Origin of the sequence: Marinitoga sp. 1135 (assembly GCF_013363245.1) — a bacterium.
Lineage (GTDB): Bacteria > Thermotogota > Thermotogae > Petrotogales > Petrotogaceae > Marinitoga > Marinitoga piezophila.
Map to the genome: position 1 here is coordinate 53,196 of NZ_LBEZ01000025.1, position 23,144 is coordinate 76,339.

At 29.7% G+C, this 23,144-nt stretch carries 22 protein-coding genes; 9 read left to right on the top strand and 13 right to left on the bottom strand.

The features are described from left to right. Nucleotides 1–15: 15 nt before the first annotated feature. From XO10_RS09845 to XO10_RS09870, 6 genes are all read right to left on the bottom strand, one after another. Nucleotides 16–1,092 (bottom strand): RNA-binding domain-containing protein, encoded by a 1,077-nt coding sequence (locus XO10_RS09845; protein ID WP_217671718.1) that lies wholly within the window; start codon nucleotides 1,090–1,092, stop codon nucleotides 16–18. 72 nt (nucleotides 1,093–1,164) lie between these two features. Continuing rightward, nucleotides 1,165–2,430 (bottom strand): AAA family ATPase, encoded by a 1,266-nt coding sequence (locus tag XO10_RS09850; RefSeq protein WP_175421451.1) that lies wholly within the window; start codon nucleotides 2,428–2,430, stop codon nucleotides 1,165–1,167. Nucleotides 2,431–2,513: 83 nt separating this feature from the next. After that, nucleotides 2,514–3,212, bottom strand: a complete 699-nt coding sequence (locus XO10_RS09855; RefSeq protein ID WP_014297433.1) for an amino acid ABC transporter ATP-binding protein — start codon at nucleotides 3,210–3,212, stop codon at nucleotides 2,514–2,516. After that, nucleotides 3,209–3,949, bottom strand: a complete 741-nt coding sequence (locus XO10_RS09860; protein WP_254871474.1) for an amino acid ABC transporter permease — start codon at nucleotides 3,947–3,949, stop codon at nucleotides 3,209–3,211. Before XO10_RS09860 ends, XO10_RS09855 begins: the two co-directional genes overlap by 4 nt. Nucleotides 3,950–3,952: 3 nt before the next feature. Continuing rightward, complete coding sequence (locus XO10_RS09865) at nucleotides 3,953–4,729, bottom strand: transporter substrate-binding domain-containing protein (protein ID WP_175418554.1); 777 nt, start codon at nucleotides 4,727–4,729, stop codon at nucleotides 3,953–3,955. A gap of 323 nt (nucleotides 4,730–5,052) precedes the next feature. Continuing rightward, complete coding sequence (locus XO10_RS09870) at nucleotides 5,053–5,493, bottom strand: Fur family transcriptional regulator (RefSeq protein ID WP_014297436.1); 441 nt, start codon at nucleotides 5,491–5,493, stop codon at nucleotides 5,053–5,055. A gap of 147 nt (nucleotides 5,494–5,640) precedes the next feature. Here XO10_RS09870 and XO10_RS09875 point away from each other — a divergent pair, with 147 nt between their 5' ends. Continuing rightward, nucleotides 5,641–6,351, top strand: a complete 711-nt coding sequence (locus XO10_RS09875) for a tetratricopeptide repeat protein (protein WP_014297437.1) — start codon at nucleotides 5,641–5,643, stop codon at nucleotides 6,349–6,351. Between the two features lie 23 nt (nucleotides 6,352–6,374). Here the strand turns inward: XO10_RS09875 and XO10_RS09880 are convergent, their stop codons facing one another. From XO10_RS09880 to XO10_RS09905, 6 genes are all read right to left on the bottom strand, one after another. Then, on the bottom strand, nucleotides 6,375–7,754 hold the full coding sequence (locus XO10_RS09880) for a Do family serine endopeptidase (protein ID WP_014297438.1): 1,380 nt from the start codon (nucleotides 7,752–7,754) through the stop codon (nucleotides 6,375–6,377). A 79-nt stretch (nucleotides 7,755–7,833) separates the two neighbouring features. After that, nucleotides 7,834–9,300: an ATP-binding cassette domain-containing protein gene (locus XO10_RS09885; RefSeq protein WP_014297439.1), complete on the bottom strand. Its 1,467-nt coding sequence runs from the start codon at nucleotides 9,298–9,300 to the stop codon at nucleotides 7,834–7,836. 15 nt (nucleotides 9,301–9,315) lie between these two features. Then, the gene (uvrC, locus tag XO10_RS09890) at nucleotides 9,316–11,049 is read right to left on the bottom strand and encodes an excinuclease ABC subunit UvrC (RefSeq protein ID WP_175421452.1); all 1,734 of its coding nucleotides are present in this window, start codon (nucleotides 11,047–11,049) and stop codon (nucleotides 9,316–9,318) included. Beyond that, a complete protein-coding gene (locus XO10_RS09895) occupies nucleotides 11,039–11,860 on the bottom strand; it encodes a GGDEF domain-containing protein (protein ID WP_014297441.1) in 822 nt (273 codons plus the stop codon). Before XO10_RS09895 ends, uvrC begins: the two co-directional genes overlap by 11 nt. Then, nucleotides 11,808–12,329 carry a DUF501 domain-containing protein gene (locus tag XO10_RS09900; protein WP_175418555.1) on the bottom strand — a complete coding sequence of 174 codons (522 nt, stop codon included), beginning with the start codon at nucleotides 12,327–12,329 and terminating at the stop codon, nucleotides 11,808–11,810. The genes XO10_RS09895 and XO10_RS09900 overlap by 53 nt, the downstream gene beginning before the upstream one ends. Further along, entirely contained in the window at nucleotides 12,296–13,144 is an 849-nt protein-coding gene (locus tag XO10_RS09905) for a 50S ribosomal protein L11 methyltransferase (RefSeq protein ID WP_175418556.1), read from the bottom strand. The genes XO10_RS09900 and XO10_RS09905 overlap by 34 nt, the downstream gene beginning before the upstream one ends. A 252-nt stretch (nucleotides 13,145–13,396) precedes the next feature. Between XO10_RS09905 and XO10_RS09910 the strand changes: the two genes are divergently transcribed. The 6 genes from XO10_RS09910 (at nucleotide 13,397) to XO10_RS09935 (ending at nucleotide 19,064) form a co-directional block, all read left to right on the top strand. Continuing rightward, nucleotides 13,397–14,056 carry a phosphatidic acid phosphatase gene (locus XO10_RS09910; protein WP_175421453.1) on the top strand — a complete coding sequence of 220 codons (660 nt, stop codon included), beginning with the start codon at nucleotides 13,397–13,399 and terminating at the stop codon, nucleotides 14,054–14,056. Nucleotides 14,057–14,146: 90 nt separating this feature from the next. Next, the gene (locus tag XO10_RS09915) at nucleotides 14,147–14,842 is read left to right on the top strand and encodes a rhomboid family intramembrane serine protease (RefSeq protein ID WP_175421454.1); all 696 of its coding nucleotides are present in this window, start codon (nucleotides 14,147–14,149) and stop codon (nucleotides 14,840–14,842) included. Between the two features lie 41 nt (nucleotides 14,843–14,883). Continuing rightward, on the top strand, nucleotides 14,884–16,758 hold the full coding sequence (gene mnmG, locus XO10_RS09920; RefSeq protein WP_175421455.1) for a tRNA uridine-5-carboxymethylaminomethyl(34) synthesis enzyme MnmG: 1,875 nt from the start codon (nucleotides 14,884–14,886) through the stop codon (nucleotides 16,756–16,758). A gap of 304 nt (nucleotides 16,759–17,062) precedes the next feature. After that, entirely contained in the window at nucleotides 17,063–17,539 is a 477-nt protein-coding gene (gene bcp / locus XO10_RS09925; RefSeq protein ID WP_014297447.1) for a thioredoxin-dependent thiol peroxidase, read from the top strand. 15 nt (nucleotides 17,540–17,554) lie between these two features. Continuing rightward, nucleotides 17,555–18,706: a 23S rRNA (uracil(1939)-C(5))-methyltransferase RlmD gene (gene rlmD, locus XO10_RS09930; protein WP_175418558.1), complete on the top strand. Its 1,152-nt coding sequence runs from the start codon at nucleotides 17,555–17,557 to the stop codon at nucleotides 18,704–18,706. An 82-nt stretch (nucleotides 18,707–18,788) separates the two neighbouring features. Next, nucleotides 18,789–19,064 (top strand): hypothetical protein, encoded by a 276-nt coding sequence (locus tag XO10_RS09935; protein WP_014297449.1) that lies wholly within the window; start codon nucleotides 18,789–18,791, stop codon nucleotides 19,062–19,064. A 41-nt stretch (nucleotides 19,065–19,105) separates the two neighbouring features. Here the strand turns inward: XO10_RS09935 and pulA are convergent, their stop codons facing one another. Next, entirely contained in the window at nucleotides 19,106–21,700 is a 2,595-nt protein-coding gene (pulA, locus tag XO10_RS09940) for a type I pullulanase (RefSeq protein WP_075780773.1), read from the bottom strand. Between the two features lie 264 nt (nucleotides 21,701–21,964). Here pulA and rsmH point away from each other — a divergent pair, with 264 nt between their 5' ends. Both rsmH and XO10_RS09950 read left to right on the top strand, forming a co-directional pair. After that, nucleotides 21,965–22,852 (top strand): 16S rRNA (cytosine(1402)-N(4))-methyltransferase RsmH, encoded by an 888-nt coding sequence (gene rsmH, locus XO10_RS09945; protein WP_014297451.1) that lies wholly within the window; start codon nucleotides 21,965–21,967, stop codon nucleotides 22,850–22,852. Between the two features lie 16 nt (nucleotides 22,853–22,868). Then, nucleotides 22,869–23,144: a hypothetical protein gene (locus tag XO10_RS09950; protein ID WP_014297452.1), complete on the top strand. Its 276-nt coding sequence runs from the start codon at nucleotides 22,869–22,871 to the stop codon at nucleotides 23,142–23,144.

Below are 23,144 nucleotides of genomic sequence, written 5' to 3' on the forward strand. Positions count from 1 at the left end.
AATTCCCTGTTTCATTTATTTCAAATTTGATGTTTTTTCTTCGCAAATTTTTTTAACCTTTCCAATTCCACTTCCCCAGGTTTCTACATAATTTAATTCTCTAAAAAGATTAGCCAAAACTTTATTTCTTATTTCACTTCTTCCATTCATTACTTCTTCTAAAGTTAATCCATTTGGAAATCCTCCAGGTGAAACAATTTCCACAATATCATCATAAATAGCTACTTTAATATCACTGTTTCTTAAATAATCTCTATGAATTATTGCGTTTATTAGCACTTCTCTAAGAGTCAAAAGTGGAATTTCAAGCTCTTCCTTTAATTGTAATCCTTCAACTTCTGCATTTAAATTAAGATGGTTCTGTAAAAATTTAATGGTGTTTTCCAGATTATAAAATAAATTTCCATCGAATTCTTTTTTATCTATAAATATTTCTTTTGTGATCCCTTTAAATCTCGCACATTTTATCATTGTATTATCAAATTTTCCAAGAGTTATTAAAAGTGCATTTGTGGGCATATCTTTACCGTTTATATTTTTTATGAGTTTTAAATTTTTTAATTTGTCATAATCACATTTTTTATTTATTTTTTTGAATTCGTTATAAATGATATTTAAATCAATATCTTTGATTTCAAATTCAAAATTTATTTCTTCATCAAAACTTTTATTAAGTCTTTGTCTTTGGAGTTCTGCTATCATATTTTCATCTGCGATTCTGTTTGTTGAGCCAATTCTTATATATGTTCCTTTTAATTTTCCTTTATTTTTAAGATAATATGGCAATAATGAACCGCGAAAAACTTCTATAACCAGAACTACTTTGCCATTAATATTTTGAGCGTAAATTTCTGGTAAAATAGTCGGATAGCATAAATCATTAATGATAGATGAAATTTTTTCTTCATATTCAAAAATTTTGTCTTCTTCAATCCCTACTATTTCTCTGTTATCATTTACTCCAATAATTAATTTTCCGCCACTGGTATTGCTAAATGCAACAACAGTTTTGGCGATAGCTTCGTTTGAAGGAAGCTTTTCTTTCAGTTCAAGTCTCTTATTTTCACCTTTTTTTATTTCATCTAAAAGCATTTGACTCACCCACTGTAATTTTATTTCACTTCCTCAACAAATTTAGCCTCTTTTCCAACAAAGATTAAATTTTCAATAATATTTTTCACTAAATTTTAAAAATACATTTTTCATTGAATGATTTGGTATTTTTAAATACGTTTTTATTCCCTCTTTTTCAAGAGTCAGGAATCCTTCATAAAACAACAATGATTTTATTTCTTTTGCATTCGGCATATAATCAGAATAAATTTTTGTTGCAAGCTCGTTTATAAAAATTTCTTCTTTTTCACATATTTCCTTTAACTTATCTCCTATTATTCTTCTCAATCCATATTCTTTTAATGGAATATTAGATTTTTCTTCTTCATCATCTGAATATATTGCAAATTCAAAAAGATTTTTAATTCTTTCATAATATTTTTCTGTATCATCATCAATTATTTTTTCTGGTATTTTTCCTTTAGATAAATACTCCTTAATAGAATAAAATATCATGTTTGGATGATATACTGTTTCAGTTGCATCCCAGCTGAATTTATATCCACCATAATATTCTTTTATTATTTTAAAAAGTTTTTCTGAATATATCTCATAATATTCAAGTAATTGAATTACTTCTTCTTTTGTAAATCCCAACATTCTATTGAAATCTTTTTCTATTGTAATATTCATTGTTATATTAAACCCACTGGTTAATGAATCTAGCATTATTGGACTTACTCCTGTCATAAATATTCTTTCTATTATTGTTTGCGTTCCTTTTTTTATTTCTTCGTAGAACTTCCTTACAAATCCATGCTTTGTTACGCTATCTCTGAATAAATCGAGATTAAAACTCAATAACTCATTTGCAAAATGGTCGTATTCATCTATTAATAAGTATATTGGTTTGTTTATTTCTTCCTTTACATCATCTAAAAATGAACCTATTATATCTGCCGGTTCTGTTAACTCTTTTTCTATTTTTATTTTTAAATTATAATCATTTTTGAAATTTTTAAGCGCTCTTATAACTTTATTTTTAAAGCTTTCTACTAATATATCTTTATTTTCTGTCTGAACTCCAGAAAAGTTCATTTTTAAAATATAATATTCATTTTTTAATGGTGTTGGATTTTTGCCAATATATAAATCTCCAAATAATTCTTCAAATTTATTTTTATAATTGATATCATAATATTTTCCAAGTGTATCTAAAAATAATGTTTTTCCAAACTTTCTTGGTCTTAAAAATACTATATATTTTTCATCTAAGTTTTCTAATTTTTCTATATATTGTGTCCTGTCTATATAATAATAATTATCTTTTCTTAATCTTTCAAAATTCTGTTCTCCGTATGGTATTTTCTTCTTCATTTTAATCCCCTCCAAAAATAAGAACATTATAACTTATCTATATTATATCATAATTGCTTTATATAGGGGATATTGATTATGTATTATGCAATTTCATATTTCATTTCTGTTTTAAAAAAAGTTTCAGGATCCATATTTTCAAGGATTTTTCCGTCTTTCATAAATATAATTCTGTTTCCTGCTTTTTTTGCAAAATCTACTTCGTGGGTTACAACTATCATGGTTTTTCCCATTTTTGCCAATTCTACCATTGTTTCTTTTACTTCATATACCAGACTTGGGTCAAGTGCTGATGTGGGTTCATCAAATAATATAATTTCCGGATCCATTGCTAAAGCCCTTGCTATTCCTGCACGTTGTTGTTGTCCGCCAGATAATTGTGAAGGAAAATTATATGCTTTATCTTTTAAATGAACTTCTTCCAACACTTTCAAAGCTATATCATAAGCGTCTTTTTTTGTCATTTTTTTTGTTCTTATTAATCCCAATGAGATATTGTCTATAATTTTTAAATGAGGAAATAGGTTGTGTTGCTGAAATACAAAACCTATTTTTTGAACAAGTTTTTTTCTATCGTAATTTAATATATTTTTTTCCTCCAGGGTTATTATTCCATCTTGATATGGTTCAAGACCGGCAATACATCTTAATAATGTTGATTTTCCAGAGCCAGAAGGTCCCATAACTACAAGAACTTCACCTTTTAATACCGTTAAATCCACTCCTTTTAATACTTCTAAATCTCCAAAGCTTTTGACAAGTTTTTTAATTTTTATTATCATGGAATTGCGAACCTCCTTTCAAAATATTTTCCAAGTAGTTGTAATAAGGCTGTGACCGTGAAATAAAATGCGGCTATTGTGATATATGATTCAAAGGAAGCAAACGAGGAGGTGGCAATTTGCCTACCAACCATCGTTAATTCCTGTAAAGCAATTACAGATGCTAAAGAACTGTCTTTTACAAGACTGATAAATTGTCCTGTTAATGCAGGTAATGTTGTTCGAAATGCCTGAGGCAATAATACGTCAATGTATAAGAAGAATGTGTTTAGTCCTATACTTTTTGCTGCTTCTATCTGTCCTTTTGGAACGGCTTCTATACCTCCACGGATTATTTCGGAAATATAGGCACCTTCAAATAATGCGAGAGATACTATTGCTCCAACGTATGCACTTATATCAATTATTGAACCAACGCCATAATAGGTTATTAAGATTATTACAAGTAATGGAATATTTCTAAATATGGTTGTATATGTATTCGCAAAATCTTCTAAGAGTTCAAATTTTGATGTTTTCATTATTCCCACTACTACACCTATTATCAATGCAAAAAAGATTGAGAAAACTGAAATTTTTAAAGTCATATAGAATCCGTCAAGATAAAGACTCATATATTTAAAAGGCACCTTGCTCCAATTAAAAGGATAGGTTTTTGACATCTGAAAATAGAAAAGTGCGAAAATCATTATTATAACAAAATATGTGAATATTTTTTTCATATATCTTCTGTCCAAAGTTTATTCACCCCAATCGTATTCAATCATCCATTTTTGTTTTAATTGATCTAATGTTCCGTCTGTTTTTACGCATTCTATAAATGTGTTTAACCATAATAATAGATCAATATTTTCCTTTTTTACAGCAATTCCTAATTTTTCTTTGTTTAAAAGATTTTCTGTTGTTTTTATAGCAGGATATTTTTTTGATATAGAGCCGTAGTATAATTCATCAAAGACCATAGCATCAGCTTTTTTGGTGATTATTTGATATGCTGCAGCATCAACAGTTTCAAATGTAAGAATTTTAGCTTCCGGGAAAAACTTTCTTGCTGCAAATTCCCCTGTTGTACCGAGCTGGACAGCTATTTTTGCTTTGTTTCCCATTTTCTTAAGATCGTTTTCAGTTAAACCATCGGGATATTTATCGCTATTGTAGAATATAATCTGACCTGTTTCATAATAAGAAGTTGTGAAATTAACCTTTAAAGCCCTTTCAGGTGTTATTGTCATTCCAGCTAAAATGAAATCAAATTTATCTGCTAACAATGCAGGAATAATACCGTCCCAATTAGTAATTACAAATTTTACTTTTACACCTAAAACATCAGCCATCATTTTTGCCAGTTCAACTTCATAACCAATTCTTTCGCCTTTTGTGTTTACACCGTAAAATGGAGCATAAGCAGGATCCTGACCAATTAGTAACACACCGCGTTTTTGAATTTCCTCAATTTTTCCTCCAAATATCACCATACTTAAAATTACAACAACCATCATAACAAATACCTTTTTCATAATCTCTCCCTCCCATATATAAAAATTTAGAATTTTTGATAATAAAAAAGGGCCACACTTTTTAAAGTGTGGCCCTCTGGATTCCTTGAGTTAATACGACAACTCAAGGTGTTAGCCTCAGGCCACACCTTGAGTGATGTCTTAATATTATTGAATTTATATTTAATGTATTTATTAAATTCATCATGTTAATATCCTCCTTCAGAATTTTTTTTGTAAGTATAACATAATTTTTCCTGTTTGTCAACACTAAGATAATAGTAATTAAAATGAAATATAAATTTCTTAAATAAAATAAGGCTCCAATGGGAGCCTTAATAATATTATTCATCTGTATTTTCTTCTTTTGCAAGACATTCTTTACAAATGCCTTTAATGTACAATTGTTGATCAAGGATTTTGTTTTCTTTTTCCAAATTGGAGTCAATTTTAATTTCGTGGATATCAAAATCAAAAATTTTACCACATTTAATACATTTAAAATGACCATGAAGATGTGTGTTAATATCATATCTAACTTCATTTTCATCAATTGTGATAGCAGAGACAATCCCTTTGCTCTGGAAAAGTTTTAATGTGTTATAAACGGTTGTTTTTGATAATGTTGGGATTTTCACAACAAGTTCTTTGTAAATAGTGTCAACATTGGGGTGTATATGATTTTCCATTAAGAATTTATAAACCTGAATTCTCTGTAATGAAGGGGATATTTTGTGGCTTCTTAACACTTCACTGATATATTCAATTTTTTCCTGTTCACTCATAAAACCACTTCCTTTTTTGATTTTTATTTTGTTTTTATTTCAATATTAATTTTATACCATTTTCGTTAAAAAATCAAGTCCTGTCATCAAAACTTAAAATTTATGATATAATTGTATTAATAAAATATTTTGAAAAGGAGGGGGACTATGAAGAGAGCTACTTTTATTTTACTACTACTTTTTCTTTTTTCAAGCCTTTTTGGTAAAAGTTTTACAGAATATTATACTGATTTTAAAAATGCAAATAGTTTGCATGATGTAGAGAAGATAAAAATATTAATTGATGAATTAAGCAAAGAAACATCTGATGCATCTGTTTTAGCAGTTTACTGTAATGCTTTAACAGAATATGCCAATTGGGGTGTGAAAGAGGAAGAAAAGGAAAAAATTTATTCTCAGGCTGTTGAAGTTGGTAAAAAGGCAGTAGAAATTGATCCTGATAATGGTTATGCGCATTATGTTTTAGGAGCAGCTATTGGAAGGTTGGCACAGTTTAAAGGAATAGTTCAAAGTTTATTTATGCTTGGGGATTTTGATAAACATATTTCAAAAGCTATTGAACTTGATCCATCTCTATATACAGCATATATTGCAATGGGAATGAGATATAGAGATGTTCCATGGCCAATGAATAATTATAAAAAGTCGGAATATTATTTGAAGAAGGCTGCTGAAATAGAACCAGGATATGTAAATGCCTATTATGAATTAGGTGTATTGTATAAGGTATGGAAGAAATATGACAGGGCAAGAGAAATGTTTGAAAAGGTTATTGAAATGCCATTACATCCTGATTGGATTGAACAGGGAAAACAGGCAAAAATAGATGCTAAAAAAGAATTGGATTCTTTAAAATAAGAAGGGGCAGAACGCCCCTTTTATTATTTGCCCATATATTTGAAGTATATTGATCTTCTATATCCATCTCTATATAAGATGAACCCAATATAATCGCCTTTTTTGATTTTTGCTGCATATTTCTGGAAGTCTTTTACTGATTTTAATTTTATACCTTTTCCGTTTATATAAAGTTCCATGATAATATCGCCTTTTTTGATATTGATATATTGAGCTTCTGAGTTGTCTGCTACATCTTCAACCATTACACCGTACATTTCTTTTGGAAGGTTTAATTCATTTATATCTTCTGGTGTTAAGTCTCTTACTTTTATACCGAGATAGTATTTATCTGTTGTCTTTGCAAATTCTTCTCTTTCAGCAAGTATTACCTCATATTCAATTTCTCTACCTTTTCTGTTTACAACAACTTTGATATGTTCTCCAGCTGGATATGTTTTTACAATATATACCAATTCATCAGCACTGTCAATTTCTTTGTTGTCGATTTTTAAGATAACATCTCCTGGTTTTATACCAGCCTTTTCAGCAGGTGAGTCCTTTACAACATCGCTAACAAAAGCACCTTTTGTTGTATTTAATCCAAATGTTTTGGCAAGTGATTCTGTTACGTCCTGAACATATACGCCTAAATATGCTTTTGAAACTTTACCATTGTTAATTAAAGCTTCAGCGAATCTTTTTGCAAAATTAATTGGGATTGCAAAACCAAGGTTTTGTCCTTCCTGTGGATTAACTATAGCTGTATTAATACCAATTACCTGTGCGTGAATATTTAATAATGGTCCGCCACTATTTCCAGGATTTATTGCTGCGTCTGTCTGGATTAAATCAGCATATGCGCCCTGTCCATCTGGTTTAGGCAATTTTCTATGAACAGCACTTACAACGCCTAAGGTTACTGTATGTTTAAATCCTAAAGGATTACCAATTGCTATTGCCCATTCGCCAATTTGAATATTATCTGAATCACCTAATTCAATTACAGGAAGCTTATCATTTGTTTTTACCTGTAATACTGCGATATCAAGGTCTTTGTCTCCACCAACATATTTTGCTTTGTATTTTTTCCCTTCAAGTGTTGTAATTGTGATTTCGTCAGCATCTTCTACAACATGAAAATTTGTTAATATATATCCTCTTTTGTCAAAGATAAAACCTGTTCCCAAAGCTTTAAATTCTCTATCCTGTGTCCATGGTGTTTCTCCAAAGAATCTTTTATAAAAATCTTCAAAGAAAGGGTCTATTGAAGCCTTTTTATGCCCAACTGCCTCAATATTAACCACTGCAGGTGCAGCTTCATTAACAACTTTTACTACTGGTGAAACATAATCTGGATTAACAAAAGCAAAAGTTGATACTGTTAGAACTACCATCATCAATGCCATTACTAATTTCTTCATCACTACCACCTCCTGTTGCAATCATTACCATAATTATTTTTGCGCAGTTTCCTTAAAAAAAACTTAGAATCAGATTAAGTTACGCTAACAAAATTTTGTTGATTTCATAAAGAATGTGATGATTTTCTTCGGAATTTCTTTTATAACTTTCTCTGAATTCGAATTTTTTGTGTATTTTTATGGGTTTTTCTTTTAAGATATATACAATTTCACCTAAAACAGAAACCTCAAATGGATCATGGGTAACCATTACTATGGTATATAATCTTTCTTTTTGTATATTTAATAATTCATTCATTACTTTGTATTTTGTTGAAATATCAAGTGAAGAAAATGCCTCGTCCATTAATATAATATCCGGTTCATATACTATAGCGCGTAATATGTTTATTCGTTTTTTCATCCCTCCAGATAATTCATCGGGATACATTAACAATACATCTTTTGATAGATTTAGAAATTCCAGCAGTTTTTCCAGCTCTTCTGTGTCGATTTTTTCATTTACCAACTCAAGGTTTTCATATACTGTAAGCCATGGAATTAGACGATCGTCCTGAAATATATATCCAATTTTTCCTTTTTTTATAATAACTCCTTTATCGGGTTTTAAAAGTTCCGCTATGAGATTCAAAATAGTTGTTTTTCCAATTCCTGATTCACCAAGCATTATGTTTATTTTGTTATGATAGAAAGTAATGTTGAATCCTTGCAATATGACGTTGCCATCAAACTGTTTGTTCAAATCTTCTATGATAATATTTTGTAAATTTCTTTCTTTTTTTATGTTAATAGAATTCTTAATATGAGGTATTTTCCCTCTATCTTTACGTTTAAGATGAGAGAGATTTTTAAGTAGTTTTTCTGAAGATAATCCTAAAATAGCGAGTAATACAGAATAGGCAAAGACACCTTCTGTATCGAGGGCTATTTTACTGAAAGAAAGACCAACACCTATGCCTCTTTCACCAGCTAAAAATTCACCAATAACAACAGCTTTCCAGAGGTTTCCCGAAATAAGGTTTAACGTGGATTTTAGAAAAGGAACGAGAGATGGAATGTAGATTTTTGTAAGTATTTTTTTGTCTGGAATTTCAAAAACTTTTGCCATTTCGAGCAATTTTTTGTCTGTAGATTTTATGCCTTCTGATATGTTTAAAACTACAATAGGGAAGACTACCATAAATGAAACGAAAACAGGTGTGTAAAATCCTATTCCAAACCATAACATGGCTATGGCAATATATGAAACAACAGGAGAGCTTTGGATAATCATTAACGTTGGTCGAAAGATTTTAAAGAATTTTTCACTTAAACCAGATAATATTCCAAATGGAATGCCTATTATTGTTGAGATTATAAATCCAAGGATAATTTTTGAAATTGTACTGAATAAGTCAATATAAAAATCTTTTGTTTTGAAAAAAGATAATAATCTTAAAAAGACATTATGAGGATATGGAACGAGTAATTCATTATGCAAATAATATGCAGCCATGTGCCAGACAAGATAAATAATTAAGAATCCTAAAATAGAATATTTTTTCATTATATCCCCCCAACCTCAATCGAAGAATTCCTTTATTTTTTTTGCGACCTTTTCATTGTTTATAACCTTGTTTATTTCCTGCCAGGAAGCTTTGGAAATATTTTCAATACTTCCAAAGTGGTTTATTAAAGCCTTCTTTCTTTTTGGACCAATACCTGGAATATCGTCTAATTTTGAACGTTCAAATCTTTTTGCCCTGAGTTTTCTATTAAAGGTTATGGCAAATCTATGTGTTTCATCTCTCATGAATATAAGCATTCTTAGTACAGGATGGTCTAAGGGCAAATGTAAATCTTCAATGTCTCCTGGAAAGACTATTCTTTCATCTTCTTTTGCAATACCAACGACATCAACGTCATCAAGTGTATAACCAATTTCTTTTAAAGCTTCAACTGCGGAATTTACCTGGCCTTTTCCGCCGTCTATAAATAATAAGTCAGGTAAAGGATGTTTTGTGTATCTTCTTTTAATTACTGTTCTTATTGATTCAAAATCGTTTGGTTCTTTGAATTCGTCTAATCTGTATCTTCTATAATCATCTTTTTTAGGCTTTCCGTTTTCAAATGTAATTAATGACGCAACGGTATATAATCCCTGTAAATGTGAAATATCAATGCCTTCCATTCTATATGGGATTTTTTTAAGGGATAAAATTTCCTTTGCCTGTTTTAACGTATTGCCTAAATCCGTTTGTTTTTTTACTTCTTCTTCGAGATTTCTATTTATTATTTCAAGTAATTCGGAGCTTTTTTCAGAAAGATTGGAAAGTTCTTTAATTCCGTTGGAAATAAAGAAATGTTTTATGTCCTTATCTATTTTTTCTATGTTGAGGTCTTTAATCCATATTTCTTCTGGTAATATATTTTTTCTTACGATATAGTACTGATGAAGAAAATCGTTAATGTTTCCTTCTATTGTAAAGGTCAGTTTTGATATCACATATCCATGCCTTATTATTATTAAAACGGCAATAGGGTATTCATTATCAATGGCTATTATATCAACATCTTTGTTATGGGCTATTTCAACGCCTATAGGCATGAAAAGCTTATCGAGTTTAAATAATAAATCTCGCAATTGGGCAGCTCTTTCAAAATTGAGTATTTTGGCATATTGTTTCATTGAATCTTCAATATATTTTCTTATTGATTTTACGTCTCCGTTTAAGAATTTCTTAACTTTCCTAACGGCTTTATTATACTCTTTTTTATCTACGTCAACATAACATGGTGCAAAACATTTTCCAAGATGATATAAAAAGCATGGTTTGGACTTTTTGTTTAAATTTCTTTCGCAGGTTCTTACCTTATATACCCATTGAATTATTTCAATTATCCCCCTGACCATTGATACATTTGAATATGGTCCATAAAAAAAAGCATTTTCCCCTTTTTTGGTACGAACCAGTTTTATAAGGGGAAAATCCTCTTTTGTAATAGCAATATAAGGATAAACACGTGTATCCTTTAATAAGATATTATATTTAGGTTTATGGTTGAATATTAAATTTGATTCTAAAATCAAGGCTTCATCTTCATTTCTAACTACAATATAATCAAGAAATTCGGCTTCTTCAACAATTAATTTTATCTTTTCATTTTTTTCCTGATTTGAAGGATTGAAATATGATGAAACCCTGTTTTTTAATTTTTTTGCTTTTCCGATATAAATAGGTTTTGAATCCTTGTTTTTGAATATGTATACTCCAGGTTCATTTGGTATATCTTTCAAAACCTTTCTATCGAGCATCTTCTCTTTTGCTCCTTCTTTTGTCTATATACATATTTTTATCAGCAGTTTCAAACATCTCTTCTAAAGTAATATTATCGTCTTTGGTTTTTATGTATTTTCCAGCGGCAACTGATACATTAAAGGAAGCTTTTAAAGTATCTTTTATTTTTTTGTTGATTCTTTCAATAATTTCATCAAGAACTTCTTCTTTATCTGAAGATACTATTATTAAAAATTCATCACCGCCGTATCTAATTGGTAAATCGCTTTTTCTCACAGAAGAAGCGATTATTTCACCAATTTTTTTCAGGACATAATCTCCTGTTTTATGGCCAAACTTATCGTTTACAGGTTTAAAGTTATTGACGTCAATAACAATAATTCCAAAGTCTTTTCCAATATATTCCTTTAATTTAACAACCTTTGGAACAATTTCAACAAAATAACGCCTATTAAGAAGTCCAGTCAATGAATCTGTGAATATATATCTTCTTGCCCTTAGCATGTCATGAAGTGTAAATGCAAAAGCCATAAAAAAGGATATATCTCCAAGATATAATGTGTTGATATTAAATAGATTTAATATACTAAAGGTATAAATGGAAAAATCTGTCATAGGTGAAGTTATATACAAACCAAATCTTGCTACTAATAAGGCAAAGAATTTCATGCCAATATTCATAGCAGCTGTATAGTCATTTAATAGAATATTTCTAACTATAGATAATATTCCAAATAAAATCAATATGAAGATTACAAAATGTGTTCTAAAATCCCTATAATAAACAACAGATGCAGTTCGGACATTCCGCCTCTTTTTCAATTTCACGCCACACCCTTTCGCCAATTGGATTTGGTGTTCCTCCTAAATACGATGCAAGATGCAGATGTAAACATTTTATCGTTTCAAAATTTCTAATGCCACCTATTCCTACCTTTTTTAAAGCATTTTTAATCCATTCTTCTGTGTTATTATCCAGGATTTTGAGTCTTTCTTCCTGTTCTTCTTTATGGGCATTAAGATAAGAATTTAATAATTCTTCGTTATTTTTTAATTCTTCTTCCCATTTTTTGATTTTACCAAGCGATTCAAGTTTTCCTACAGCTTTAATTAAATGAGGACATGTAAGCCAGTATAATGTTGGAAATGGTTCATTATCCTTAACAGGATAACTTTTTATAACTATAGGATAACCATAAGAACAGCGTTTAGGTATGTCAATAACCTTATGAGGTTTCCTGTTTATCTGTTTTTCTATTATATTTAAATCCTTTTCTGTAGGAGAATTGATATCCATCCAGCATCTTCCTCTCTTGAAATTATATTATATTCGTGTTCTGTTATTTTTGAAAGAATTTCATTCTCGCGTTCTGCATTAATTCCAGAAAGAATTAAATAACCATTGTCATTTAAAATATTGTCGAGCTTTTCGTCATCTAATAATCTCAATAAAATTGGAACAACTATATTGGCAATTATAATATCGAATTTTTCGGAATTGTCTATATTTGAAAGTAAATCAGATTGCTTAACTGTTATATTTTCTATTCCGTTTAAATTAAATGTTTCTATAGCCTTTTCTACAGCAAGAATATCGTAATCAAGTGCTACAATGTTTTTTGCGTTAAATAAATATGCGATGATAGACAATATTCCAGTTCCTGTGCCAACATCCAATACTTCTGCACCTTCACCTATAACCTTTAGTAAATTTTTTGCAGCTAACTTTGTTGTAGGATGCAATCCGGTTCCAAAAGCTGTTCCGGGAATAATTTTTATTATTTTTGCATTTTTGGGAACACCTTCAGATTTTTCCGGATCAGGTAAAATCCAGATATTTTCCAAAAATTCAAATGGTTTTAAGGATTCAACCCAGGGTTTAAGCCATTCCTGCTCTGAAATTTCTTTTTTGGAAATGAGCTCAAATCTATCTTCAAAAAAGTTTAAAACTTCTTGTTCTGGATAATTGGGATTTATATATAGTTTTATAGCTTCCTGACCTTTTGTTGGTTTGTCTATATAGTAATTTTGAAATTCATTAATTGCAAGGAAAGTTTCTACATCTTCCTCCTGATTTTCTGGTAAAATGAAAATATATTCTATAAAATTCATATTATCAACTCCCTATTTTTAAAATCTCTTCAATTATAGTATATCATTATCTTTTAAAATTTTTCAGAAGATAAGATGAAATTTGTTGTTATTAATGGAATTTCTATTGAGAAGCTTGTTTAAATATATGTGAAAAATAAATTTTCACAAACATTATTACGAAATGAAAAGAAAATGTTGTATAATAAAAATTGCAGTTTTTTTATATATGAATAAATTTTTATAATTTCTGTTATGGGAGGGATTACCACATTGCTAGATAAACTAAGAAAATATGGTCATTTCTTATTTTTATTATATTATATAGTTATTTATCATTTGTATAAATATACAGAAACAATAAATGCTGTTCCAAAGTATGTAATATCCTCTAAAATAGATTATTATATTCCTTTTGTTAAAGAAATGGTAGTTCCTTATTTATTCTGGTATATCTATATACTTATGGCAATAATTTATTTTGGTTTTAAATCAAAAGAAGATTATTATAGATTGATTTCTTTTATGTTTGTGGGAATGACAGCATGTTATTTTATCTATATGATATATCCCAATGGTCAAAATTTAAGACCTGTAATTCAATCAAATGATTTTTTTTCAAATTTAATAAAGAATATTTATCTAAATGATACACCAACTAATACAGCTCCAAGCATCCATGTTCTGGATTCATTGGCAGTGCATTTTAGTATAATAAAAAGCAATGAATTTAAAGATAATAAGATAATGAGAAGCGTTTCTTTTGTAATAATGTCTTTAATAATTGCTTCAACGGTTATGATTAAACAGCATTCAATTATAGATATAATTTATGGAATAGCGTTGAGTTTTATATTATATTTTGTAATCTACGAGATTGATATTATTGGCATTATTAAAAGTAAAAAATACGCTTCAGAATATATAGACTAATGCTTTTTGCATTAGTCTTTTTCCTATAATAAACATCATTAAGTAAATGAAATAAAATAAATTAATCTGATATGACGAAAGGAGAATAAAATGTTTCCACTAAGAGATATAAATCCCAGTAAAAGAATCCCGGTAGTTACTATAACTTTGATTATCATAAATACCATAGTGTTTTTTGTAGAGTTATCATTACCTTCTGGAATAAGAGAGCATTTCATAAACTATTATGGTTTTATTCCTGGGGAATTAACAAAAGGAATAGTAACAGGAAATATTCAATATATAATATTAAACCTATTTTCGATTTTCACAAGTATGTTTTTGCATGGAAGTTTTTTGCATATTTTGGGAAATATGTGGTCGTTGTGGTTATTTGGGGATAATGTGGAAGATACATTGGGACATTTTAAATTTCTAATGGTATATATTATAAGTGGTTATATAGCAGCATTTACACATTATATTTTTAATATAACTTCTCCTGTGGTTACCATAGGTGCATCAGGTGCAATTGCAGGAATAATAGGATTGTATTTTGTATTATTCCCATTTGCAAAAATACAGACGTTATTCATAATAATTGTATTTCCGTTTTTTATAGATATTCCTGCATTTATATTTATTGGAATTTGGTTTATGTCCCAGATATTTAATGGTGTATTATCGCTAATAGGGCCTTATTATGGTTCGGGAGTAGTATGGTGGGCTCATATAGGTGGATTTGTATATGGAGCACATCTGGCTAAAAAATATAAATGGAAGATTTATTTTGACGATAATTTATAGGTATTGATTAAAAATAAAATTATAGAGTGGAGGGACCTTTTGTGAGAAAGTTTGAAGATGACCTGATTTATGATGTTATTGTTGTTGGTGGCGGACATGCTGGAATAGAGGCTGCATATATTTCCGCTAAAATGGGAATGAAAACGTTATTGCTAACAATAAATCTTGATAATGTTGGTTGGGCACCATGTAATCCAGCAATTGGTGGTCCAGCTAAAGGTATAGTTACAAGAGAAATAGATGTGCTTGGTGGATTACAGGCGCAGGTAACTGACCAGAGTATGATTAATATCAGAATGTTAAATACCAAAAAAGGACCTGCTGTAAGAGCATTAAGAGCGCAGATAGATAAATATGACTATTCACAGAGAATGAAAAATATACTTCACACAACACCTAATCTATTATTAAGATATGGTCTTGTAAAAGAATTGGTTGTGGAAAATGGAAAGATAAAAGGTGTTGTAACTGAACTCGGCGCAAAGTACGAAGCAAAAGCTGTAATTTTAACAACAGGGACATTTTTAAGAGGGAAAATCTTTGTTGGAAGAAGTGTTTTTGAATCAGGAAGAATGGGAGATTTTCCTGCTAATGGATTAAGCGAATCATTGAAAAAGCATGGCATAAAACTCGGTAGGTTTAAAACAGGAACTCCAGCAAGAGTTTTAAAAGAAAGTATTAATTTTGAAAAAATGGAAAGACAGGATACTGCTGACGAACCATTGGCATTTTCATATTTCAGTGAACCGAAGGTTCTTGAAAAAGATTTTCCATGCTGGCTTACAAGAACTACAAAAGAAACACATGATATCATAAAAAAATATCTGATGTTCTCTCCATTATATGGTGAAGTAAAATTAATTGAAAGTATAGGGCCACGTTATTGTCCATCAATTGAAGATAAGGTTGTAAAATTTAATAAGGATTCACATCAATTATTTGTAGAACCGGAAGGAAGAAATACACAGGAATATTATATAAATGGTTTAAGTACCTCTTTACCTTATGAAGCTCAGATACAAATGGTGAGAAGTGTACCTGGTTTGGAAAATGCAATAATTGTAAGACCTGCATATGCTGTTGAATATGATTTTGCATATCCAGATCAACTTCAACATACGCTTGAATCAAAGATTATTGAAGGGTTATATTTTGCCGGGCAGATTAACGGAACCAGTGGATATGAAGAAGCTGCAGGGCAGGGCTTAATTGCAGGTATAAATGCTGCGCTTAAATTAAGAGGTGAAGAACCGTTTATTATTTCACGTGCCGAATCCTATATAGGAGTTTTAATTGATGATTTGATAATCAAAGGAACAAATGAGCCATATAGATTACTTACTTCACGTGCTGAATACAGGCTTTTATTAAGACATGACAATGCACATTTGAGATTGGCGAAGTATGGATATAAGTACGGTCTTATTCCAAAGGAATTCTATGAAAAGGTATTGAAATTAGAAAGGAATATTGATGAAGAAATTGAAAGATTGAAAAATATAAAAGTAAAACCAAATAATACAATAAACGATATTCTTGTTTCAAAAGGAACATCGGCTATAAAAATGGGAATGAGTTTATACGATATTCTCAAAAGACCGCAGGTATTATATACAGATATTATGGAATTTGATCCACAGCCAATAAAAGACAAAGAATTACTTGAACAGGTTGAGATTGCAATAAAATATGGTGGATATATAAAGAGAATGATGGAAGATGTGGAAAAAATGAAGAGGTTGGAAAAGGAAAAAATACCTGAGAATATAGACTTTTCAAAGGTGCCAAACCTTGCATATGAAGCTGTTGAGAAATTATCCAGGGTAAGGCCTAAATCTGTAGGCCAGGCAATGAGGATACCGGGCATCACACCATCAGACATCATGAACCTAACCATGTACTTAAAGGCAAAATAAAATTAAAAATATCTGTAAACAAAAAAATTATTAATTCAGAGAAGAAAACCGAATAAAAAGATGAACGAATGCTCGAAGATTGCCCGAAAAAATTGCGAGTGGCGGGGGTCAAAATCACATGGATGTGATTTTGAGTGAAGACGAACATGGATGTGAGTCTGCAACGACCCCCAAGAACGAGTAATTTTTGAGGATTAGCAATCAAGCTGCATGAGTGAATCTTTTTATGAGGTTTTCTTACATATATAACTTAATTGCACATTTTCAAAAAAATCAACATGTAAAAATTTAAAGGGGGGATTTCATGAAATATTTAAAATACAATGTAGGTGATGTTGTTGATTTTACATTATTAGATGATGAAGGAAAGGAATTTAAATTAAACGATTACAGAGGAAAATGGGTTGTTGTGTATTTTTACCCAAAAGACAATACAAAAGGCTGTACAACAGAAGCAATAGATTTTACAGAAATGCTTGATGAATTCAAGAAATTAAATGCAGAAATTGTTGGTATAAGTCCTGATGGTATAGATAAACATCAAAAATTCAAAACAAAGCATAATCTAAAGGTTAAGTTATTAAGTGATGAAGAAAAAAAGGTTTTAGAAGATTTTGGTGTGTGGCAATTGAAAAAGATGTATGGCAGGGAATATTATGGTGTTGTAAGAACAACAGTTTTAGTAGATCCTGAAGGAAAAATTGCACATGTCTGGGAAAAGGTTAGAGTAAAAGGGCATGTGGAAGATGTTTTAAACAAATTAAAAGAATTACAAAAATAAAGTGGAGGTTTATTGATGGAAAATATATGTAATGCATTTGGTAAATGTGGAGGATGTACTTATTTAGATATAGATTATAATGAGCAATTGAAGAAAAAAACAGAAGAGATTTTAGAACTTTTCAATGAAAGCAAAATGGAAATAAAAAATTATGAAGGTGTAATTACTTCACCTATTAAATATCATTACAGAAACAAAATGGAATATTCATTTGGTAATGAATATAAAGACGGTCCCCTTACAATAGGTTTAAGAGGTAAAGGGAGATTTTATGATGTTTATTCTGCTAAAGACTGTAAAATAGCCCCAAAAGACTTTGGGAAAATAATAGAATTTTCAGAAGAGTTTTTTAAGGATATACCATTTAGAAATTATAGAAAACATACTGGTTATTTAAGACATCTTGTTATGAGAAAAGGATTTAAAACCAATGAGATTCTTTTAAATATTGCAACATCTTCAGAAGATTTTCATTCATATGTTGAAAAATGGGCTGAAGAAGTAAGAAAAATAGAACTTGAAGGAAATATAGTAAGTATATATCATACCATTACAGATGCAAAATCAACGGTAGTCAGACCTGATGAAGTAAGAAAACTTTATGGAAAGGATTATTTTGAGGAAAAAGTACTTGATTTAACCTTTAAAATAGGTCCTTTTTCTTTCTTGCAAACAAATACATTGGGATCTGAAGTGTTATATTCAAAAGTTCTGGAATATTTAAACAAAACTGCAGAAACAGGATTAGACCTTTATTGTGGTGCAGGAACAATTACATTGTTAATGGCAAAAACATTAAAAAAGGTTGTTGGCGTGGAAATAATAAAAGAGGCTGTTGATGCAGCATGGGAAAATGCGAAAAATAATAATGTTGAAAATGTTGAATTTTATCTTGGAGATGCAAAGGATGTAGTAAAGGAATTGGATATTAAATTTGATAGTATAGTTGTTGACCCGCCAAGGGCAGGATTGCATAAAAATGTTATTAAATTCCTTTTAGACAATAAATTTGAAAATATCGTATATGTTTCATGTAATCCCAAAAACTTTGTAAGGGATATGATTATGCTTAAAGAATTGTATGAAATTGAAAATTTTGTTTTTGTAGATATGTTCCCTCACACTAAACATCTTGAATCAGTAGCGCTCCTGAAGAAAAAAGCTTAGAAATCTTTTTTTAATTTAATTTTTCATTTTCATTAAAATGTGGTATAATATATATGTCAAAATTAATCAGGGAGGGATATATATGGCTAAATACGTTGCTGATAGGGTTGATTTAGATTTGATATTAGTAAAACCCGTGGAAGATTTAAGAGTTGAAAGAATTTCGCTTGAAGAATTAAAACACGGGATAAAAGAAGGTTTTGAAAGTCACGTAAGAGATGCAGAATGTGCAAAAAAAATTAGCGAACTATTAGAAACAGAAGTTAAAGTAAATGAGAATCCATATAAATTAAATAAAGACGATACCTTATATGTCGTAAGTGGTGAAAATTATTATAGATTAAAATACATATATTAAATAATAAATAAAAATGGCAGGTTTTTAGACCTGCCATTTTTTTATTGTTGATATAAAACATATGTTGATAAAGGTTCTAAGGTGATTTTGGTTTCTGAGGTATTGATTATTTCTGTTCCAGCCTTTTCTCCGTTTACAACTATATTCCATTTTCCTTCAGGTAAATTAAAAGATACCTTTGAAGAATTAGCGTTGTAGATTACGAGTATATTTTTCCATTTATCTCCATTTGCATTGTTTTTTAAGATAAATGCAACCATTCTCTTTTTTGGAGTTTTTAAAAATTCAAGGTGTTGTTTAATCATTTCTGCATTGGTCATTCTAAATGCGGGATGTTCTTTTCTCAATTGAATTAATCCTTTGTAATATTCAAAAATATCATAATATTTTGCTTTGCGTGACCAGTCAAATTCATTTGGTAATTGTTTGTTATAAGGATTGTGTTCGCCCATTTTTGTTCTTGCAAAATCAACACCGCCATGTAAAAATGCAATTCCCTGTGAAGTTAAGATTATCGCATTTGAAAATTTCTGTGATTTTTTAAGTTTTTCTTCAATGTTTTCAGGAACTTTTTCCTTCCATGGCTCATATCCAAGTGCAATTGCATTTTTATCCCATAATGTGTGATTATCATGGTTTGAAACATAATTTATTGTTTCTTCTGGATCTGCAGCCCATAATCTAATTCTTGAATCATAAGTTATAGAGCCTACAACACCTCTTTTGATTTTTGTTTCCTTTCCAAGAGAACCTAATCCAAAACCTTTTTTCTTTGCATCAAAAACACTACCCCTAATAGCATTTCTTATGTCATCGTTGAATACTGCTATATGAAGATTTTTTTGATCTCCTTTTCCAAATAATAATTTTCCTCCTCCTGTCCATGGTTCACCATATAATAAAATATCAGGATCTATTTTATGTAATTCTTCAGAAATTTTAGCCATGGTTTTTTTATCTATTAATCCCATTAAATCAAATCTGAAACCGTCAATATGATACTCTTTTGCCCAGTATTTTACTGAGTCTACAATGAATTTTCTGACCATAGGTCTTTCTGTTGCAATTTCATTTCCAACACCTGATCCATTTGTATAATGTCCCATGTCATCTGTTCTATAATAATAGTAAGGAACAGTTTGATCAAATGCAGAACCTTCTCCTACAACTGCTGTGTGATTATATACAACATCAAGAACAACCCTTATACCGTTTTCATGGAATTTTTTAACCATTTCCTTTACTTCATATATTCTTGATTTTGGATCAAATGGATTTACTGAATAAAAGCCGTCTGGAACGTTATATAATTTTGGATCATATCCCCAACCGTATTGTTCGCTGAATTTCGTTTCATCGATAAAGTATATATCCTGAATTGGCATAATATGGACATGAGTTATTCCTAATTCTTTTAAATGAGATAAACCTGTTTTTACTCCATCGGGACCTTTAGTATTTTCTTCTACAAGTCCAAGGTATTTGCCTCTTAGCTTTTCGGAGACACCTGAATTTTCATTGATTGTAAAATCTTTTACATGTATTTCGTATACTATTGCATCTTCGGGGTTTACGAATGGAGGTTTAATGTCTTTATTCCAATTATCTGGATTAGTTTCATTTAAATCGATTATTGCTGACTTTTCAGAATTAATTGAAACAGCTTTTGAATAAGGATCTACAGTTTCTCTATATTTTCCGTATGAATAGAATCTATATTTATAGAACCAGCCTTGTAAATCTTTATTAATTGAGATGCTCCATACTCCGTTTTTGTCTTTCTTCATTTTATATCTTTCATCAGGAGTATTTGAATTATACTTTTTATATAATAATAATTCAGCGCTTTTTGAAACTGGAGACCAGACTTTAAATACAGATTTTTCATGAGTATAGGTAACTCCTAAATCATTTCCATCATAATAAAAATCATTTAATATATTTCTCATTATTACATTTTTCCCAACGTATCCATTTATATTTACTTCTATATTTGAATCTACTTCTTTAAAAGGATTTTTCAAAATAATCTTTATTTTATTGGTTTTTGAAATATCAGTAGGATCCAATTTTTCAACATTTTTTATTTCAAGTGATTTTCCATTTGAAATTACATTTATTTTCCCTTTCCAATCTTTTATATCAAAAGGAGTGGTTAATACACTTTTGATTTCAGTTGAAGAATCCATTATTGCGCTTAATACTCTTGGGCGTATATCAACGTCAGAAGCTTTCAAATACGGTTCTTCTACACTGGTAACAACCCAGATTTCGGCAATTCCAGATTCTGGAATTTTAACAAATCTGTCTTTTGCAACATCTTTTGCCTGCCATTCATTTAATCTTATGATATATCCAAGTTCTGTATATTTTTCATCAAAAGTTATAATTGCATATGGACCAAAATCATCTTTTCCTGTAAATTGATAGGCGTGTCCCTCAAGTGATTGTGGTTTATGTGGCCATATCCATAAATTCCATCCGTTGTAATTATTATCAAAACGATGATAATGGATAATTAATACTGTTTTTGCATTGAAATCTTCAGCACTTTTTCCCTGAGAATAAGAAGGAAATGTAGCAAAAATAAAAACAGAGATAAGTAATGAAATGATTAAAAATGCTTTTTTTCTCATAAAAACCCTCCTATAATTAAATTTTTATATAAAAATTATATCAATTAATATAAATGAAAAAAGCGGTAATATCTGTTATTACATAAAGAAATAATGAGATAATTAATGATAATTCTGAAATAAACGCAAATAATTGACTTTTATTATAATGAAAACAAACTTTGATTTTTCGATGTTATATAATTGACTTTATTTCGATTTTACGTTATAATCAAGTATACTATAGCTTTTTGAGCATAAAAGGATTTGAAAGGGAGAGAAGAGATGAGAAAATATGAAGATTATCATAAAAGTGTAATGGTGGAAGAAGTACTAAAGTTTTTAGTAACTAAAGACGATGGTATATATGTAGACTGTACAGCAGGTGAAGGAGGACATATTAAAGCTATTTATGAAAAAACTAATGGAAAAGCAAAAATAATAGGTGTTGATGTGGATTATGAAGTTCTTGAAATAGCTGAAACTCGTCTCAAAGAAATTACTGATGATATAGAATTTTTTAAAGCTTCTTATAGAGATATTGATATTGTTCTTCATGGATTGGGAATTCCAAAGGTTGATGGTTTTTTAATGGATTTAGGCGTTTCAACGTTTCAGTTAAAAGGTGAAAATCGGGGTTTTACATTTAGAAAAGATGAACCGCTTGATATGAGAATGGATCCTGACTCTGATTTTAATGCATGGAATGTTGTAAATGAATATCCTGAAGAACAGCTTTCGAAAATAATTTTTGAGTATGGGGAAGAATTTAAGTTTGCACGAAGAATTGCCAGAAGCATTGTTAATTCGAGACCAATAAACACAACTTTTGAGCTTGTAGAAGCAATTAGAAAGGCTTTGCCAGCAAAGATTGTTTATAATAAAAGAAGGCATTTTGCAACTAAAACATTTCAGGCAATCAGAATTGAAACAAATAAGGAATTTGATAATATCAGAACAGCACTTGAAAAATTTCCTGATTTTCTTAATCCAGGTGGTCGAATTTGCGTTATATCATTCCATTCATTGGAAGATAAAATAATAAAAAATTTCTTTAGAAATAATGAAAAATTAAAGTTAGTCACAAAAAAGCCGATATTACCTTCTGAAGAAGAGGTGAATGAAAACCCAAGAGCAAGGAGTGCTCGACTGAGGGTGGCCGAAAGGATTTGAAAGGGGGCCATAGCTTATGGAAAAGAGAATTAAATATCTTTCAACTGTTAATGAAAGAACGTTACAGCAGGCAAAGGATATATCTATAGCTTTTGTTACATTTTCAGCTTTATTAATTGTGGCTGTATTATTTGTATCAACTACATTGAATTTTGGAAATAAAATTCAAAATCTTAAAAATAACGTTTATGCGTTAAATCAAAGGATTCTTGATTATCAAAACAAGATACAAACTGTTTCTACAGAGTTAGAAATATATAAACAGGCTCTTGTTGTAATGGAGGATGAATAA